Annotated in this window: 18 protein-coding genes, 1 pseudogene and 1 riboswitch; of the genes and pseudogenes, 10 read left to right on the top strand and 9 right to left on the bottom strand. The window is 64.9% G+C overall.

The annotated features are described in order from the left end of the window. Positions 1-55: 55 nt before the first annotated feature. Both ACFC4D_RS16670 and ACFC4D_RS16675 read left to right on the top strand, forming a co-directional pair. Entirely contained in the window at positions 56-1,348 is a 1,293-nt protein-coding gene (locus ACFC4D_RS16670) for a lipase family protein (protein WP_376064152.1), read from the top strand. A 717-nt stretch (positions 1,349-2,065) separates the two neighbouring features. Beyond that, positions 2,066-2,533 (top strand): hypothetical protein, encoded by a 468-nt coding sequence (locus ACFC4D_RS16675; protein ID WP_376064154.1) that lies wholly within the window; start codon positions 2,066-2,068, stop codon positions 2,531-2,533. Positions 2,534-2,683: 150 nt separating this feature from the next. On the opposite strand, the gene ACFC4D_RS16680 is transcribed toward ACFC4D_RS16675, so the two are convergent. Then, on the bottom strand, positions 2,684-2,929 hold the full coding sequence (locus ACFC4D_RS16680; protein ID WP_376064156.1) for a hypothetical protein: 246 nt from the start codon (positions 2,927-2,929) through the stop codon (positions 2,684-2,686). Positions 2,930-3,076: 147 nt separating this feature from the next. Next, on the bottom strand, positions 3,077-3,382 hold the full coding sequence (locus tag ACFC4D_RS16685) for a hypothetical protein (RefSeq protein WP_376064026.1): 306 nt from the start codon (positions 3,380-3,382) through the stop codon (positions 3,077-3,079). A gap of 223 nt (positions 3,383-3,605) precedes the next feature. On the opposite strand from ACFC4D_RS16685, the gene ACFC4D_RS16690 reads away from it, so the two are divergent. After that, on the top strand, positions 3,606-3,800 hold the full coding sequence (locus ACFC4D_RS16690) for a hypothetical protein (RefSeq protein WP_376064159.1): 195 nt from the start codon (positions 3,606-3,608) through the stop codon (positions 3,798-3,800). 281 nt (positions 3,801-4,081) lie between these two features. Here ACFC4D_RS16690 and ACFC4D_RS16695 read toward each other — a convergent pair whose 3' ends face one another. Next, a complete protein-coding gene (locus tag ACFC4D_RS16695) occupies positions 4,082-4,486 on the bottom strand; it encodes a PPOX class F420-dependent oxidoreductase (RefSeq protein ID WP_376064161.1) in 405 nt (134 codons plus the stop codon). Between the two features lie 336 nt (positions 4,487-4,822). Between ACFC4D_RS16695 and ACFC4D_RS16700 the strand changes: the two genes are divergently transcribed. Then, positions 4,823-5,173, top strand: a complete 351-nt coding sequence (locus tag ACFC4D_RS16700; protein WP_376064164.1) for a hypothetical protein — start codon at positions 4,823-4,825, stop codon at positions 5,171-5,173. 427 nt (positions 5,174-5,600) lie between these two features. Here the strand turns inward: ACFC4D_RS16700 and ACFC4D_RS16705 are convergent, their stop codons facing one another. The 3 genes from ACFC4D_RS16705 to ACFC4D_RS16715 form a co-directional block, all read right to left on the bottom strand. After that, positions 5,601-5,816, bottom strand: a complete 216-nt coding sequence (locus ACFC4D_RS16705; RefSeq protein ID WP_376064166.1) for a hypothetical protein — start codon at positions 5,814-5,816, stop codon at positions 5,601-5,603. Positions 5,817-6,185: 369 nt separating this feature from the next. Beyond that, positions 6,186-6,533 carry a hypothetical protein gene (locus ACFC4D_RS16710; protein WP_376064168.1) on the bottom strand — a complete coding sequence of 116 codons (348 nt, stop codon included), beginning with the start codon at positions 6,531-6,533 and terminating at the stop codon, positions 6,186-6,188. A 223-nt stretch (positions 6,534-6,756) separates the two neighbouring features. Then, positions 6,757-7,065, bottom strand: coding sequence for a hypothetical protein (locus ACFC4D_RS16715; RefSeq protein ID WP_376064169.1), 309 nt, complete (start codon positions 7,063-7,065; stop codon positions 6,757-6,759). 173 nt (positions 7,066-7,238) lie between these two features. Between ACFC4D_RS16715 and ACFC4D_RS16720 the strand changes: the two genes are divergently transcribed. Continuing rightward, positions 7,239-8,240, top strand: coding sequence for a hypothetical protein (locus ACFC4D_RS16720; protein WP_376064171.1), 1,002 nt, complete (start codon positions 7,239-7,241; stop codon positions 8,238-8,240). A gap of 26 nt (positions 8,241-8,266) precedes the next feature. Here the strand turns inward: ACFC4D_RS16720 and ACFC4D_RS16725 are convergent, their stop codons facing one another. Further along, the gene (locus ACFC4D_RS16725) at positions 8,267-9,172 is read right to left on the bottom strand and encodes a hypothetical protein (RefSeq protein ID WP_376064173.1); all 906 of its coding nucleotides are present in this window, start codon (positions 9,170-9,172) and stop codon (positions 8,267-8,269) included. Positions 9,173-9,299: 127 nt separating this feature from the next. Between ACFC4D_RS16725 and ACFC4D_RS16730 the strand changes: the two genes are divergently transcribed. Both ACFC4D_RS16730 and metE read left to right on the top strand, forming a co-directional pair. Then, positions 9,300-10,004 carry a hypothetical protein gene (locus ACFC4D_RS16730; RefSeq protein ID WP_376064175.1) on the top strand — a complete coding sequence of 235 codons (705 nt, stop codon included), beginning with the start codon at positions 9,300-9,302 and terminating at the stop codon, positions 10,002-10,004. A 115-nt stretch (positions 10,005-10,119) separates the two neighbouring features. Then, positions 10,120-10,358: riboswitch (cobalamin riboswitch) on the top strand. A gap of 139 nt (positions 10,359-10,497) precedes the next feature. Beyond that, positions 10,498-12,762, top strand: a complete 2,265-nt coding sequence (metE, locus tag ACFC4D_RS16735) for a 5-methyltetrahydropteroyltriglutamate--homocysteine S-methyltransferase (protein WP_376064178.1) — start codon at positions 10,498-10,500, stop codon at positions 12,760-12,762. A 66-nt stretch (positions 12,763-12,828) separates the two neighbouring features. On the opposite strand, the gene ACFC4D_RS16740 is transcribed toward metE, so the two are convergent. Then, positions 12,829-14,268, bottom strand: coding sequence for a sugar porter family MFS transporter (locus tag ACFC4D_RS16740; RefSeq protein ID WP_376064180.1), 1,440 nt, complete (start codon positions 14,266-14,268; stop codon positions 12,829-12,831). Positions 14,269-14,517: 249 nt separating this feature from the next. Between ACFC4D_RS16740 and ACFC4D_RS16745 the strand changes: the two genes are divergently transcribed. From ACFC4D_RS16745 to ACFC4D_RS16755, 3 genes are all read left to right on the top strand, one after another. After that, positions 14,518-15,393 (top strand): 3-hydroxyacyl-CoA dehydrogenase family protein, encoded by an 876-nt coding sequence (locus ACFC4D_RS16745; protein ID WP_376064182.1) that lies wholly within the window; start codon positions 14,518-14,520, stop codon positions 15,391-15,393. 16 nt (positions 15,394-15,409) lie between these two features. Continuing rightward, positions 15,410-16,312, top strand: coding sequence for a hypothetical protein (locus ACFC4D_RS16750; protein ID WP_376064185.1), 903 nt, complete (start codon positions 15,410-15,412; stop codon positions 16,310-16,312). An 82-nt stretch (positions 16,313-16,394) separates the two neighbouring features. Next, positions 16,395-17,207: an LLM class flavin-dependent oxidoreductase gene (locus ACFC4D_RS16755; RefSeq protein ID WP_376064187.1), complete on the top strand. Its 813-nt coding sequence runs from the start codon at positions 16,395-16,397 to the stop codon at positions 17,205-17,207. A 78-nt stretch (positions 17,208-17,285) separates the two neighbouring features. On the opposite strand, the pseudogene ACFC4D_RS16760 reads toward ACFC4D_RS16755, so the two are convergent. After that, a pseudogene (locus ACFC4D_RS16760) lies at positions 17,286-17,483 on the bottom strand (alpha/beta fold hydrolase); the annotation flags it as partial. Positions 17,484-17,512: the final 29 nt, after the last annotated feature.

Raw genomic sequence — 17,512 nt, forward strand, 5'->3', positions numbered from 1 at the left:
CGTGACTGCCATCTTGGGGGCCTAGGGAGTCGCCCCCTCCGGGGAGGGAAGTCAAGTGGTAGACACTGCCGTATCCAGCTGTGGCGCAACGAGTTCGGCGATCAAGCGCAGCCAGCTGCGCTCGGCCCTGATCGCGGCTTCGGCCGTGTTGTACTTGGCCGGAACACCGACGGCGGTCGCCAGTGCCGATCCGGTGCTGACTCCGCAGAGCGACCCGTTCTATACCCCGCCCGCCGGGTGGGACTCGCAGGCTCCGGGCACCATTCTGAATTCGCGATCTGTCGAGGTGGCCTCGATGGGGCCGCAGGCGCAGGACGCCGACGCCTGGCAGCTGCTGTATCGAACGACCGATGTCGACGGGAACCCCATGGCGACCGTGACGACGGTACTGCGCCCGCGAAACGGTCAGGTCAAAGGTTTGATCTCCTATCAGGCCGCCGAAGACGCGTCGGCTCCACAGTGCGCTCCCTCGTTCGTGCTGCGGCAGGGCGCGCCGGTCGTCAACAAGTACGACTCCAGCCTGGATCTCATACCGATCGAGCAGATGCTGTCGACGGGTCACGCGATTTCCGTCCCCGACTGGGAGGGGCCGAAGGGGACGCTGATCGCCGCGAGACAGCCGGGCTACCTCACACTCGACGGAGTGCGCGCAGCCGAGCGTTTCGAGCCACTCGGCCTGCCCGGCACCGATACTCCGGTCGCCGCGATGGGCTACTCCGGCGGGTCTCTCGGCACCAGTTCGGCTGCGCAGATGCAACCGATCTACGCGCCCGAACTACGCCTGGTCGGGGCCGTCCTCGGTGGTTGGCGAACGGACTTCGGCAGCTATCTGAAGGTGCTGGATTCCGGTCCGTTCTCCGGTTTCATGCCGGCGATCCTGCCCGGCATGATGCGCGCCGATCCGCGTCTGGCGGCCGTTTTCGACAAGTATCTGACGCCCGCCGGGCAGGCCCTGATGGCTGCGGGTGACAGCAAATGCGCTACGTCGAACGTGGGCCAGCATCCGTTTCTGCGCATGGACGACTACCTGACGATCCCCTTCTCGCAACTGCTCGAGGAGGTACAGCCCTCGTTCGCCGATCTCGACTTCGGCCCGGTAGTACCGACCACGCCGATGCTCCACTATCACGCCGTGCACGACGAAATCGTCGACATCGCGGTGAGCGATCAGGCGGTGGCACAGTGGTGCGCGGCGGGGGCGCAAATCACCTATATACGAGACCAATTGAGCGACCACGTCAGCCTCGCGGTCACCGGGACCCCCTCAGTCCTGCGCTGGATCGACGACCGCATGGCGGGCCGGCCCGCACCGGCTGGCTGCTCGACGAGTACGGTGCCGTCCATGTAAGCCGATGGCGCCGCGACGACCCATCACTGTGTCTTGCGTCAAGATCTCGGCAGGCTTCGAGGGGTGCGGTTGACGGACGGGCTCGATCGATCCGGCCCTACCACCATTCTCTAAGTAGCCGCGTGGCGCGCGGACCGAAACGGCCATCGCGGACCCTCGAAAGATCAACGGCCCGAGGCGACTCGGGCCGTTCCGGTGTCCGCTACTGCCGATGTGCGCGCCTTCGTTGAAGCACGTCGCGCACCTGGCCGATCACATATTCTCAGTACTGTTATTGATCTTCTTGCGGCTACTGAGGAGTTTTCATGACTGAGCAGGACCCCGTGTCAGAGAGCTCGAAACAGGCGACAGAACCCGCGCGCCGCAAGCCCCCCGCAGATGTCAGCTCCGGCCTCGGCAGCCTCGGCCTCAACGACCTCCTGGACCCTAATTTCCGCTTGAAATCCAATATCCCCTCCGGCCGGCAGACAGACGACGGAGCGGTCGACCCCGCACCGGACCAACCCGAAAGTCGGTAGCCCCCATCATTGGCTAGGAGTTCACCGCTCTGGACTCCACCCTGCGAAAATTTCCGCGCGGATGCCGCGCGGCCGAAACAGCCAGCACGAGCGAGGCGAAGATCAACGGGACAGGCCGATCCGGCGACAGCGGAACGCCCGGACATGCCGCTACAAGGGTATTCACGCCGGACAGGCTGCGGCCGGGTGCTGAGGATCAATGCCCGCGATCTGCCAGGTGGGCCGATATCTTGATGCCGTGAGCGATGATGCTGTTCGGCCCGAGTGGTGTGTGGTCGCGTCGTTGTTGCCTTACCCGTACAAGGAGTCCGGTCCCAACGCTGAACTGCGCAGCCACAAGATCTTCCCGGCTGGTGCGAAGCTTCATGTGATCGGCGGTTTCGCGGGGAAGGGTCATGAGGTGGTGACCGTGGTCGGCACGGCTCACCGCCGCCAGTACGTCACCGCCCATATCCAGGCTCGATACCTCGGCGATTGGCGAGTGGCTCTGATCTATCGGCCCGCGGTGCTCCGGGCGATCCATCAGGCCGAGATCGACGACCGATGGAGCGCTCACCGCTGGAATCAGCAAGCCTACGAACTGGATTCACCCGAGTATGGCGAGTACCTCCGGCGGATCGCCGAGAGCTTCCAGCGCACTGAGCGTGATGGAACCGACGACGAGTAGGACGTCTACTTCGTGGCGTGGCCGTCGGCGAGAACGTCCGGAACTGCCGCATCCCGCGCGGTTCGGAACGGACAATGTCGGACCTCGGAAGATCAACGGGCAGTGGATCATCCAGCCACTCCACACCGGTCCTGATGTCTACTGATCGGGTTACCTATCGGAATCAGCAGAGCTATCGCGCGCACGCTTCAGAGCTAAAACAACGGCTACAATCGGTCGCGTGTCGCCCAGATGCCCGAATGTCACCAGATCGGCGGGATCAAAAGCCGCCGATGGTACGCCTCCTCGGATATCGATATTGCACACGATCTTTAAGTCGGAGCCGTCTTGATCGAAGACGAGGAGATACTCACCGTCCGAAATATGCGTTACTTGCCGGAGAATAGCCGTACTCACCGAAATGCTCCTCCTGTGGCATGGCCGGTCTTTTTGATGAGGTTACAAGATCAGTCGGACGCACTAACATGCCGCTGATATGGCTGTTCGGATTGGAGTTGAGCGGACTGACACCGAGCGTCGGTGGACAGTTCGGGGCGCGCCGCTCTACGCGAGTTCGGAGTCCGATGCCTCGGAAGCGGCTGGGTTGACCAGGTCGTAGACGTATGAGCGATCGCCTTTGAAGCTCACCCAGACTCCTTCGGGCGGAAGGTCGCCCAGCCCGGCATCATCGAACGGACGACTCGCTACGGCCCCCTCTGCCGTGCACACCGCCCACCCGAAGTCGGGAAGGCGCGCACACCGTATGTCCAGGTCGACTCGCCTGTACGACGGGAAACCGTGCGCGTCCCCGTCCCGCACGAACTCGTAGGTCAATCCGTCCACCCGCCGTACGAAGCGTATGCCCTGCATCAAGCCATCTTCGACGTCGAGATCCACCACGATCAACCGGAGCCGGGCCCTGAACGCACTAATCTGCCGCAACCCGCGCGGCCCGATGTGGCCTGCGCGGATCGGCAGAAGATCAACGGACAGAGGGCATCTCGGCGTCGGCAACCCAGGATATTGCCGATGACCTAGTGTCGAGCCCTTCGCCCGAACGTGCGGCCCACGAACTCAGGTCAGAGATAATGGTGTGGCAAGCGCCATCCCATCCCGTAAGTCCGAGAATGAAATCGAGGCTCCGATGGCAGAACCGCTCGACAAACAGGTCACCGTGTCCGCAACTATCCCGACCGAGGACTTCTACGCTGTGCCGGTGTCTGAGGACACTGAGCAGCCCGACATCAAACCCCTGGTCCCGACCGAGATCCAAGGCCTGACCGAATAGGCAGCGTCACGCCCCAGCGCTGAACAGCCCGACTCCAGATAGGTGGAGTCGGGCTGTCGTTGTCCAACACCCTCGGTTACCGCGACCCGTGGTCCGGAACGGCCAGCGCGGGTCTGCGGAAGATCGACGGGTCGAACGCATCACGGCTGTTGGCGATCGCACGCTCATGCCGCGACCCGCACGTCGGTCGGCTGTCCAAACCGGCTGGCCGACAGCAGCTTCCCAACGCACCATCATGCCGATGAGCGGTTCATCGGCACCGGCTAGCCCGAGGGTGCGACTCAGCGCTTGCCGACGGCGGTGGGCCGGACGACGAAGATGACACGGTCGGGCGCATCCTTCGGGTGCGCCGGGCCGAACGGGCCGTTGTATCGCTGGTTCAGCTCTCGGAAGAACGCGCCCGTGGGGTCCGGGTCGATGCGCTCGACGATGCCGCGCACCTCGAGGTACCGGTAAGGGTTCTCGGGGTCGATGATTGAGATCGCCACGGCCGGGGTCGCCTTGATGTTGCGATACTTGCGACGAAAGCTGGTGTGCGTGAAGCGAATGAATTCACCGTCCCACGAGAACCACATCGGGTTGACCTGCGGGCCGCCATCCTCGCGCACGGTCGCGAGGTTGGCGAACAAGGGTCGTTGCAGCAGATCCCGAAGCTCCTCGGGGATGATCTCGGCCGCGGTCGTCATCTGGTCTCCTGTCGGGCTGTCCAGTCGATCTCTTCCAACCCGGCGGTACGAACTGTATTCCCCATCCCGCGTCGTGGGACCCGGGCAGCCGCTCGATCACGCTGGTCGTACATGTGGCGCAGCCCCTCGGGGACACTGCCTAGCGGTGATTCAGCAAGTGAACGGTTGCAGTTCGCGACATACTCACATGCCGCTGATCGCGGGTTCCCGCCGGTATGCCGTCCCGGACTGGGAAGCGGGAGCAACGACCAATCGGGCGTGGCTGATGGCGTTCCGTGGGATCCTTTGGGCCGATGCGTGGCACTGGCCGTCCCAACGAAATTGAAGGGCAGCAACATGACTGAGAAGGCACCCCGAGACGACCAACCAGAAGGCACAGGGATCACCCTCGACGTCGTCGGCGATGCTGCTGAGCCAAAGCCGGGCACGCTCACCCTCACCGCTGGTGCCAAAGGAGCCACTCTGACTCTCACCGGCGGGACAGCAATTCCCGCAACAATTACCGTCGTTGACGAATCGGGCTCCCCTATCGCGCGGTACGTCGCGGGAGAGCTCGCGCCCGTTGCGCGCGGCCTTGGCGACAGCAACCTCTGGTACGTCCCTGTCTCTATGTTCAGTGGGCCGGAGACATTCGGACCGATGACTACGAGCGACTTCCGTATCGACGACGGGCCCGGCCTGAAATGAAGGCTGGCTGGGCACTTCATCACCCGGTGTTCTGACCTGACCTACCGCGACCCACGCGGCTCGACCAGCCACTCCGCTGTGACGCGTGCACCGCCGACCTGCCGCTCGGCCCCGGGGTATTCGCAAACGCCCGCTACTGCCGCTTACACATCTGTTTCGACCGGCCAAGCAGTAGTGGGTCGAACACATCGAGCTGGCGCGGAGTGGGCGATTCGAAGCAGCTGTGGCGCGTGCTGAGGAACGGGCCACACCCTGTACGCGTCAGAAGGTCGCTGCCTGATCTGCGTGGTAGGTGGTTGTGACGCCCAACGACTCATTGTCGAGCGATACGTGTGTCAGTAGTGGAATGTGTTGCGCCAGCTCCTGATACAGCCACCTGGCGACGTGCTCGAAGGTGGGGCGATGATCGAACAGCTGTGTCCACGGATCACAGGCAAGACGGTCGGCGTAGGTGTCGAGGGTGTTCGAGAGTGTCGGTGTCGACGAACCGCCCGTTGTCGTCGAGCTGGGTGTCGGAGAACGCGAAACCGACCCGCATCATCACGCTGACGACGGCGACTGGTGTGCGGCCGGACTCTCGCCAGACCGGCGATGAGAGGCCCTGACGAGCGTCGAACCGTCGTCTCATTTCGACCTTGAACACCCGTCGACCATACCCAGGGCGAGGTTCAGCAGTATCGCGCGCGAATTTAGGCGAATGCCGCGTCCCGCGCTCTGGATCGGCCAGCTCCGATAGCAACGGTTTCCGGGGTGTCTCGGCCGAGTGCACCTGGATACTGTTCGGACCGCGGCGTGATGCGGCCCTGCCGCAAGATAGGACGTCAGTATGCGAACTCGTCTTGGTGTTGTGATCTCCACCGCCGCAAAGATTCTCACTCTGTTATTTCGCTGCCGGATCGGCGTCGGCCACACCGACGAATCCGCCCGCTGCCCGTAGCCCGATCGCCGAGTGCGGGTGAGCAAGCTTCGCCCGGCTGGTAGCCCGACAACCCCTAGCCGCACAGGCCGATCCTCAGGGCAGTCGTGGCCAGATCTCCATCCAACCGTGCAATGCGGCTGCCTCGGGTTCACTGCGGTGTCGAAGATTCCGAAGCACATTGAGTTCGTTCTTGATTCGTCGTAGCTCACCGATCCGGTCAATCGACAAACTCTGCCAGTGCGAAGAATCGGAAGTTGCGCGCGCGAGTTGACCGGAGTGGCGATCGAGAAACCATCGGTACACGCAGTCTCTGTCGCGCACCGGATCGGCGATAGCGGGGCCGAATTTGTTGATCATTTCCACACGCAAGTTCATGGCATTGCGAATCTGATTCTGCCGATAGGATTCGTCGCCGGTCGTCTCGGCGATCAGTTCGCGCACCGTGATCGAGACGAGCCCAGTCGAGAGCGGTGTTGTCCGCGATGCGCATCGCTTCGTGTCCCGCGACTTCAGCGAGTCCGAGCCAGTTCGATTCAGTCGACGACGGTGCGTGCGCCCGCAGCCAGTCCTGGATGTCGGCGGGCGACAGCAGAACCAGCTGATCCAGCAGTCGCGCAATGGCACTCATTATTGTTCTCCGCTGGGTAGGAAGACCAGCGGGAGATCAGCGTGCCGGCAGTCGATCGCGCCGAATCGAGTACACGGCCAAGGCTATTGCGGCCCCACCGCACACCACTGTCGCGCCCAATCCCGCCGCGACTGCCTTCCACGCCTTCTCGACGTCCTCATCGCGTTTGGTCGCGCGGTCGAGTTGTGCTGTGCCACAGGGTTTTCCACCGTCATGCATGACCACACCGTTGCATTTGACCTCGGAGCCGGCCAGCATGTTGATTCCGATGCCGAGTCCCACCAATCCGAAGACCGCTGCCACGCTCAACAATGCAGCGACCTTTCGCGCCACCAACGAGCCCATGAATTGTCCCCCTTCATATCTGGACCGACCGCCGGCCACACGGTAGCCGACGCGGGCCGCTCCGTGCTATGCGATGCGATCGGAAGTGGTTGCCGGCGAGCCGATGTGTCGGTCGGCATCGTTAGGTTGTCGGTGATCGAAGAGTTCGGTTACCGAGGAGTCGTGGGGGAAACATGGTCGATCACAACTGGGAGCAACTGCTGGAGGAGTTGCCGTTGTACCTGTATCCGTACCCTCCCGGGGAGCACGAGGGTGCGCTGCTGCAGATCCGGGATATCGAGACCGGGTATCGAGTGTTGTTCCGCGACAACGGTGGAATCTCGGTCATTGTTCCGCTCCCCGATGAGCCGGACGAGCGACGGCGTTTGGTCGAGGTCCTCCGAACGCATCGCACGACCAATGTCGGGACGCTGTATCTGACCACCGGAGAGGTTATCCGCGCCGATGACGGACCCATGTGGGGCCCCTTCGCGGTGTTCGAGGACCCGGATGACCCGGCGGTGTGCGAAGTCTCGACCGCGTGGACCGACATCGAGAGATTTCGTAAGGAGGTCGCGGCCGCGCTGGTGGAAATCTTCCGCGAGGGCTGGGGTGCCTCACCGCAACGGCTTCGCTACACCGTCGCGAACGACGACGGTCCCGAGGCCGCCCTCTACGGGATCACGAAGGAGCTGACCGCGGTGGCTCCGGATCGCCCGACCCACCGCAACGCGACCGAAACCTGCACGAGCTGGGACGATTTCGCCGAACGGCTGGAGTGGGCGATCAACACCCTGCCCTACGGGGCAATCCTGAGATTGCACGCGCCCACCGACGATCCTGACTACACCGTCGTCGAGTTCATCAACCAGTTCAGCGTTCACACCATCGCGCTGGTGGGACCCACGTCGTCTCGTGACCGCGCGCAGTTGCGGCAGCAGATGAGCGAACTCGGCTGGGAATGGGGCCCACTCGAAGGCGAGGGCACCGAATACCCGATGTGGAATGCCGCGCCCGTACGAACGTTGCGGGATTCCACCCTGCGCCTGCTCGTGCCGCGCACGGTCGCCACCTTTCGCGACGTCTTCGATGTGACCGACCCGCGCGAGCTCACCTTCACCGCAGAAGCCCTCACCGATGACCCGACCCTGACCTACCTCGATGCGGAACTGGGCGTACCACGCGGACCACAGTGAACACTCGCCTTTCGGGCGGCGACCAGCTATCGAGACAGTGGCAATGCCCGCACTCGATGGCCGGCTATGGTCGTGAGCGCTGTGAGCCGATCCATCTGATCGAGAGGAATGAAAGTGACTGCATAGTAGTCACTTTCGGTCTCGAGCGACACCAGCGCGAACCCGAGCGGGCCGCAATACGTGCCGACGCGAGCGAGCAAGGCTTCGGTGATATCACCGGAATCCCAGTCCGCGGTTGAGGCGAGAAAGTCGGGGTACCAGTCCCACGACAGTGCCTCTGGATGGGAGGGTAAGCGCCGCAACATGTCTCGCACTTGGTTCCGCTCCTGCTTCCAGTCGCATTGTGCGATTACCCCGAGTCCGCCGAAGAATGGTTCGCCCAAAACGCTGAGCAATCCTCGCCAGAGACCCAGGTCGTGGCTCTCGTCGGGATCGGTCAATCTGTACCGAACAGTGGCGACGAGCCACGGGTAGTCGGCCAGCAGAATTTCGGCGATGGCCAGCAGCGCCGCTACGTCGTCATCGATCGGAGTCGGCGCGCTCGCGCGCAGCTGGCCGAGGGGTACCGGTATGTCAGTGGGTGCATCGACCCACCCCTCGGCCCGAACACTGTCGGGTGAGGCGAATTCCAGCACCAATCGCAGTACATCGATTGCGGCACATGCGATATCGCGGCAGGCCGCGAAACCTGTGTCCCGGATCCGATACCACCACAGTTTGTCGGAATCCGATCTGGCCCAACCGGTTTGGCGCAGTCGCTCCTGTCTCGATGCGCCGAGATCCTCACCCAGGCACAGGCTCACACCATCGTCATCCTTGGTGATCCCTAGAGACCTCGTACCCGCCGACAGGTTCATCACCGTGCACGACAGACTTCGAGTCAACACCCCAGCGAGATTCATCGCGAAGGTGTCCCACTCCTGACTGCTCATCCCCACCCCGTCACCCGCGAACTCGGTTGTCGGTCACTATGATCGCATTCGCCGCGCGGACCGCTGAGTGTCGTTGGGCCGGTGTAGGTTACGACGCTGACAGCCAGGTGCGGGTAGGGGAGTAGTTGTGGGTGCGCGTAACCAGGCTCAATGGACCAAGCAGCTCATCACTCGGCTGACCAAGGCCATGGACGCTGAAAGCTTTGCGGTGTGCGCGCCGCCGCAGCGGTGGCCCGCCACCGGGAAGCTGCTCTGGACACAGATCCACTTCGGTCCCACAAGCGAGTCCATTCCGAGGCTGACCTCGACTGTCGATGCGCACATCGAGCGCCACCGTGACGGGGGACTTCGTCTGGAAGGCACCGTGCGAATCGGATCGCCCGCTGTCGCGGAGGTCATGCGTGAGTTGCCCGGCGATGGGCTCAGTCACGGCGATATCAATCGCGGGCGCTTCGATATGTTGGATGGTTCGCCGAAGCCGCTCGTGATGGCGATCGATGCCGACGGCCAGCTCGAAGGGGCGGTGGCGCAGTACATGGAGTGCGTGCGCGGTCCCGTGCGCGAGTGGCTCGCCGAACGGTCCACGTTCGCCGCGCTGCTCGAGCCAGCACGCGAACCGACCATCGCGCCGTGGGACACCAACCCCGATCCGACGCTGCTGCGCGGAACGGTTCTGCTCTGTGTACTGGACGGCCGGGTGCGCGATGCGGCGGAGCTGATGCGGTGGTACCTCCAGCGGGATCGGTTCCACCGGTGGGACAGTCTCGAGGATGCGTCCGCGTTCGATGCCGCGGTGCGCGAACGGTTTCCCGCCTATGCCGCGCAGATGTGAGTTTCCGTGCGATCGAATGACCCCCCGCCTTTCGCTATGCCATTGGTTTTCGCTATATTCGCCTCCGCAGCTGGTTCGCCGGAGGTGGAGTCGAGGAGCCCCTGACCCCAACCCGATGGCGTCGAAGCCCGACGGTGCGTTCGCGCGCCGGTGGGCGAGAGGGAACCCGGTGAGAATCCGGGACTGTCCCGCAGCGGTGAGTGGGAACGACAGCCGTCATTCGCACTGGGCGCCGGAAGTATGCCTGGGAAGCGACGGTCAGTAGGACCAGCCCCGGGCCTCGAGCGTCGGGGCCGACCCCATCGGGGTCGATGCCCACGAGTCCGAAGACCTGCCCGCTGTGCCGGATACGCCGTATCCGGCGGTCGTCGCCTCGTGGATTGGGCGTTGCGCCGAGTGGACCCGGGCACGGGAACGATGCTGCTGTGGGCTCGCTGGGTGTGCGCTCGTTATGGGTGGCGGTCACTGGCTGCTGAACCATGGAGTTCATTCGATGTCGAACCCTGAAAACACCTTCACCGCAACAGTGCTGGGGCTACCGCGTATCGGTCCGAACCGGGAGCTCAAGAAGGCGATCGAAGCGTACTGGGCCGGGCGCAGCGACGCCGCCGCCCTGCACGAGGTCGCCCGGAACCTGCGCACCACCGCGCTCACCGCCGCCCGTGATGCCGGGCTGGATTCGGTTCCGGTCGGCACGTTCTCGTACTACGACCAGGTCCTCGATACCGCGGTCCTGCTGGGCGCACTGCCCGAGCGGGTATCGGGTATCGCCGATGAACTGGACCGTTATTTCGCTGCCGCGCGCGGCAACGCCGAGGTCGCGCCGCTGGAAATGACCAAGTGGTTCGACACCAACTACCACTACCTGGTGCCGGAGTTGTCGGCGGCGACGCAGTTCTCGCTGCATCCGGACAAGCCGCTGGCCGAGCTGAAAGAGGCACTGGCGCTGGGTGTTCCGGCACGGCCGGTGGTGGTCGGGCCGATCACCTTCCTCAAGCTCGCCAAATCGGTCGACGGCAGTGATCTGCTCGACCTGCTGCCGAGCCTGCTGCCGCTGTACGAGCGACTGCTCACCCAGCTGGCCGAGGCGGGCGCGACCTGGGTGCAGATCGATGAGCCGAGCCTGGTCACCGACCTGTCCGCCGCCGAGCTGGCCGCGGTGCGCGACACCTATCAGCAACTGTCGCAGGCGAGTTCGCGGCCCTCGATCCTGGTGGCCACCTACTTCGGGCGAGTGGGGGAGGCGCTGCCCGCGCTCGCCGAGACCGGCATCGAGGGCATCGCGCTCGATCTGGTCGCCGGTGGTGACGCGGATGTGGCTGCGGCGCAGTCGATCACGAACAAGCTGATCGTGGCGGGCGTGGTCGACGGCCACAACATCTGGCGGGTGGATCCCGATCACGCGCTGCCGCGCCTGACCGGTCTGCGCGAAGCCGGTGTGAGCGTTGCCGTGTCGAGCTCCTGCTCGCTGCTGCACGTGCCGTACAGCCTCGCACCCGAGACCGATCTGGATGACCGGCTGCGCAGCTGGCTGGCGTTCGGCGAAGAGAAGATCGCCGAAATCCGCGTGCTGGCAACAGCTCTCACCGACGGCGAGACCGCGGTCGCCGAGGCACTCGCGGTCGCGCGCACCGCCGTGGCGGACCGCAAGGCCGATCCGCGCCTGCGGGTCGAGTCGGTGCGCGAACGCCTGGCTGGTCTGGACGCGGACGCGATCAGCCGCACCCCGGCCGACGAACGCCGCACGGTGCAGCAGGAGCGGCTGAACCTGCCGCTGCTGCCGACCACCACCATCGGCTCCTACCCGCAGACCAGCCGCATCCGGATCGCCCGCGCCGAGCTGCGCAAGGGCGAGATCGACGCCGCCGAATACGACGCCCGCATGCGCGCCGAGATCGCCGAAGTCATTGCGCTGCAAGAGGAAATCGGACTCGACGTGCTGGTGCACGGTGAGCCCGAGCGCAACGACATGGTGCAGTACTTCGCCGAACAGCTCGACGGGTTCGCCGCCACGATCAACGGCTGGGTGCAGTCCTACGGCACCCGCTGCGTGCGCCCGCCGATCGTGTACGGCGATGTGGTGCGCCCGGAGGTGATGACCGTGCAGTGGATCACCTACGCACAGTCCCTGACCAGCAAGCCGGTCAAGGGCATGCTGACGGGTCCGGTCACCATCCTGGCCTGGTCGTTCATTCGCGACGATCAGCCGCTGGCCGATACCGCCCGCCAGATCGCACTCGCGATCCGTGACGAGACCGTCGATCTGGAGAGCGCCGGCATCGGCATCATCCAGGTCGACGAGCCCGCCCTGCGCGAGCTGCTCCCGCTGCGCAAAGCCGATCAGGCCGCGTACCTGGAGTGGGCGGTGGACGCGTTCCGCCTCTCGACCGCCGGCGTCGCGGACACCACCCAAATCCACACGCACCTGTGCTATTCGGAGTTCGGTGAGGTCATCGGCGCTATCGCGGGCCTGGACGCCGACGTCACCTCCATCGAGGCCGCCCGCTCGCATATGGAGGTCCTGGACGACCTCAACGCGGCCGGTTTCGATCTCGGTGTGGGACCGGGTGTCTACGACATCCACTCCCCGCGCGTGCCCGGTACCGAGGAAATCGAGAAGTCGCTCGCCCTGGCTCTCAAAGCCGTTCCCGCCGAACGACTCTGGGTCAATCCAGACTGCGGTCTCAAAACCCGTCGCACCGATGAGGTGACCGCATCGCTGCGCAACCTGGTCGCGGCGGCCAAGGCGCTGCGCTGATAGTCCCGGCGCCGCACTGACGAACGGCCGGGGTGTTCTCCCGCGTGGAACACCCCGGCCGGTCGGTCACCCGGTCGAACGCACCGCGGGCTCGGTGTGGTGGCCGTGTTCGAAGCGTTTGTGCAGCGAGGCGTCGATCGCGTCGTAGCTGCGATTCTTGGTCTCGGGCACGAACCGGGTGACGAACATCAGGCCCAGCAGGCAGATGACACCGAAGATCAGGAAGGTCTGGCCCTGCCCGAGGACCGTGGCCAGCGGCAGGAATGCTTGGCTGACAACGAAATTGGAGAACCAGTTGACCGTGGTCGCGGCGCTGGAGCCCTGGGCGCGCAATCGGGGCGGGAAGACCTCACCGACGAGCACCCAGAACACCGGACCCAACCCGCCCGCGAAGCACGCGATGTAGAGCACCATGAAGACCAGCGACAGTGTCGGACTCATCTCGGCGATGAAGCTCAGACCCAGCAGCGACACGGTGAGCAGCATGCCCAGCAGCGAGACGATCAGCACCGGCCGACGCCCGAAGCGATCGACGGTGCTCATCGAGACCACCGTCATGGCCAGGTTCACCACGCCGATGAAGACCGAGTAGAAGATCGAATTCGATGCCGTCAGACCGGTTTGCGCGATGATGGTCGGTGCGAAATAGATGATGGTGTTGATCCCGCCGAACTGCTGAATCGCGGCCATCGTGACCCCGACGATCAACGCCGGGCGCACCCGCGGCGCCAGCAGCGATCGCAGACCCGCGGGCTCGCGCCGCCCCGATCCATGCTGCTGTTCGCTGCGCCGGAAGCGCTCCACCAGACGATCGGCCGCCTCGGTGCCCGCCACACCGGCGACCAGCCCCCGGGCCTGATCGACCCGCCCGTGCGCGAGCAGCCACATATAGGACTCGGGGACCACGAACAAGGTGCCCAGGCACAGCACCACCGCCGGGATGAGCCCGACCGCGAACATGGCGCGCCAATTCCCGCTACCGGCGAAGGCCAGATCGACCAGGTAGGACACCACGATGCCCACGGTGATCAAGAGCTGGTTCATGCTCAGGATCCGGCCCCTGATCTCGGCGGGAGATATTTCCGACAGGTACACCGGCACCGTCGCCGAGGCCGCGCCCACCGCCAGCCCCAGCACGACCCGCGCGAGTAGCAGGACCCAATAGTGGTGGGCCGCAACCGCGAGCAGGGTGCCCAGGATGAACACCGCGCTCTCGACCGCCAGCGCGTTTCGTCGACCCAGCCGGTCCGCGATGCGGCCCGCCGACATGGCTCCGGCCATCGCGCCGATCAGCAGCACGCTGACGATGCTGCCCTGCTGCACCGAGTTCAAATCGAATTCCGCGCTGATGAACAGCAGGGCTCCGGAGACGACACCGGTGTCGTAGCCGAAAAGGAAACCGCCGACCGCGATGATCGTCGCCCACAACACGACCTTGCGTTTCCCGTCCGCGGGTATGTGCTCGAGCGAACCGTGAACTCCCGTATCCCGAGAGAATCCCTGCATAACGTCGCTCCCGTCACCTGCCGGCCACTGCTGAAGGTTGGGTGGAAACGCTGCGCCGATCGAGAATGGGCTGGTCGAGAGCTCGGCTCAGTTCACAATGACCATCATCGGGGACATACCGCCGGATCCAGCGCCAATCGGTTTGCGATTCGATAACTCCGTTGCCGTGCGCACGATTGGCCGTGACGGAATCAATAGACTCGGGTGCCGGTGTCACCCTCGTGTTCGCCCGGACCGAAGGAGCCATTCGTGACCCCGATTCCGCAGAATTACCGTAACCGTCCGGTCGCTGTCGTCGGCGCGGGCACGCTCGGACGCCGGATCGCCCTGATGTTCGCCACCCGGGGCGGCCAAGCCCACATCACCGACCCGAATACCGAACAGGGTGAGCAGGCCGTCGCCTATGCCATGGCCGAATTGCCCACGGTGGCAGCGAAAGTCGACGGCGGCACCCCGGGAACGGTCACCTACGTGCCGGATCAGGCCGATGCCGTGGCCAATGCGTGGCTGGTGGTCGAGGCGGTGCCGGAGAAACTGGAATTGAAGAAGGCGATCTTCGCGCAATTGGAGACCGATTGTGCCGCCGATGCGATCATCGCCTCGAATTCCTCGTCGTATGCGAGCCGTTTGTTCACCGAGGGACTGAAAACCAACGATCGCATGCTCAACACGCACTTCTATATGCCGCCTGCGGCGACCGCGCTCGATGTCATGTCCGATGGGAACACCGCGCCCGAGATCATCGATTTCGTGCTGCGCACTTTTCCCGAGTACGGACTGCATCCGTTCCATTGCCGCCGGGAAAGCACCGGATTCATCTTCAACCGCATCTGGGCGGCGCTGAAACGGGAATCGCTCGAGGTGGTCTACGAAGGCGTGTCGGTTCCCGAGGACGTCGACGCGATGTTCGCGATGAATTTCGGCACCAAGGCCGGGCCGTTCCGAATGATGGATCAGGTCGGTCTCGATGTCGTGCTCGATATCGAGGAGCATTACGCCCAGGAGAATCCGAATCTGCCCGAAGGCCCGCGCATCCTGCTGCGCAAGTACATCGACCAGGGCAAGCTCGGGGTGAAAACGGGCGCGGGCTTCTACGACGACTACCCCGAGCCGAAGCAGAGCTGAGCCGGAGGGCGACCTCATGACCGAACTGCTCGCACTGGATTTGAAAGCACGTGCGATGCACGCCATTTCGCTGGACGGCAGCCGGGTGCGCACCCTGGTCGAGGGCCTGGACGCGACGCCCGACGGCATCGTGGTCGATCAGGGGCGCGGCCACATCTACTGGACCAGCATGGGCGCACCCGACACCCGCCCCGAACCCGGGGGCGAGCCACCGTTCTTCCGGCGCAACGGCAAGATCGAACGCGTCGACTTCGCCGGCGAGCAGCGCACGACGATCGTTCCGGCCGGCGGGTTCACCACCGGCAAGCAGCTCACCGCCGACTTCGCCGCGGGCAGGCTCTACTGGTGCGACCGCGAAGGAATGCAGGTGCTCACCTGCGACCTCGACGGCGGCGATCTGCATGCGCTGGTGGTTACCGGCGAAGGCCCCGAAGATGCTGAGGTAGTGCGTAATTGGCCCGTCGGCATCTGCCTCGATCTGGACCGCAGGCTCCTGTACTGGACCCAGAAGGGCGCATCGAAGGCCGGTGACGGCCGAATCTTCCGGGCCCCACTGAAATTGCCGACCGGTGCGTCCCCGCGCCACCGGGGCGATATCGAACTGCTGTGGCAGGACCTGCCCGAGCCGATCGATCTGGAACTGCTCGATGACGGGACGCTGGTGTGGACCGACCGCGGCAAGGCCCCGGAAGGCAACACCCTCAACCGGGCCACCGTACAGCCCGCCCCCGGGCCGCCACAGATCCTGTCGAGTGGATACCGCGAAGCAATCGGCGTCGCGGCTGTCAGCGAATCTCGTTTCTACGTCAGCGATTTGGGTGGATCGATCCGGCTGGTCGATCTGTCCGACGGCACCGACGAGGTGATCGCCCGCCCCGGCGGCCCGCTGACCGGACTGGCATTGGCCGATCTGGGGTAGACCGGCGAGACCGCCGCATCGAACACGGCAACTCGTCGGCAGGGTCACCGGGCAATCGATGATCGCGTAATACGCTGGGCTGATGCGCCTAGGGGTGTATCTGCCGCCGTTCGGGGAGCTGGCCGATCCGAGGGTGCTGGCCGACCTCGCGGCCGAGGCCGAGGCATCGGGTTTCGATGGAGTCTTCCTGTGGGACCACGTGATTCGACCGCAGCGGCCGGGGTTGCCGGTGTGCGATGCGTGGATCGCCCTGGCCGCGATCGCCGCCGCCACCCGCACGGTGCGGTTCGGGCCGCGGGTGACGCCGTTATCGCGGCGGCGTCCGCACGACGTGGCGCGACAATCCGTCGCGCTGGACCAGCTCAGCGGCGGCAGGTTCGTGCTGGGCGTCGGATTGGGGTCGAACACCGGCGGTGAGCTCACCGCGCTCGGGGAGGAGCCCGATGCCCGGGCGCGGGCCCGGCTGCTCGACGAAAGCCTCGAGGTGATCACCGCGCTGTGGAGTGGCGCGGTGGTCGATCACCACGGACCGCACTTCCAGGTGGACGGGTTGAGTTTCCTACCGCGTCCACTGCAGGTTCCCAGGATCCCGGTCTGGGTCGCGACGCAGTCGCTGAACCGGGCACCGCTGCGCCGAGCGGCGCGATTCGACGGGTGCTGCCCCGAGGCGTCCCCGCCCGACCTGGTCGCGATGCTGGAGCTCATCGGCGAATTCCGTGGCAGCTTGGACGGATTCGAGATCGCCGTCGCCGGTGCCGCCGACCGGGATCCCGATGCATACCGCGCCGCCGGAGCTACCTGGTGGCTGGTGCAGATACCCGAGATCAGCACGCGAGCCCAAGCGTCGGCGGTGATCCGCGACGCGGCGGCCCGGTTGATCGGTCTCGGCCGATGAACCGGGGCCGGGAGTCCGGCGAGGCAGGGTCGGCGGACCGCGCTCAGGTCCTTCGAGCTGCCGGGTTCGATCGGCCAGGAATGTCAGCACGTCGGTGTTGGCGCGGGCGCCGACGTCGACGGGATAGTTGTGACCGGCTCCTTCGTAGGTGATGAGGCGAGCGTCGGGCAGCGTCTCGGTCAGTCGTACCGCTGCGGCGTACGGCACCGCCTCGTCCGCGGTGCCGTGCAGCACGAGCGCGGGTGCGGTGAGGGCGGCAACCTTGTCGGGGGTCATGTCGTAGCCGGCGATGGCGAGGTCTACGG

Source organism: Nocardia sp. NPDC056000 (genome assembly GCF_042269265.1).
GTDB lineage: Bacteria > Actinomycetota > Actinomycetes > Mycobacteriales > Mycobacteriaceae > Nocardia.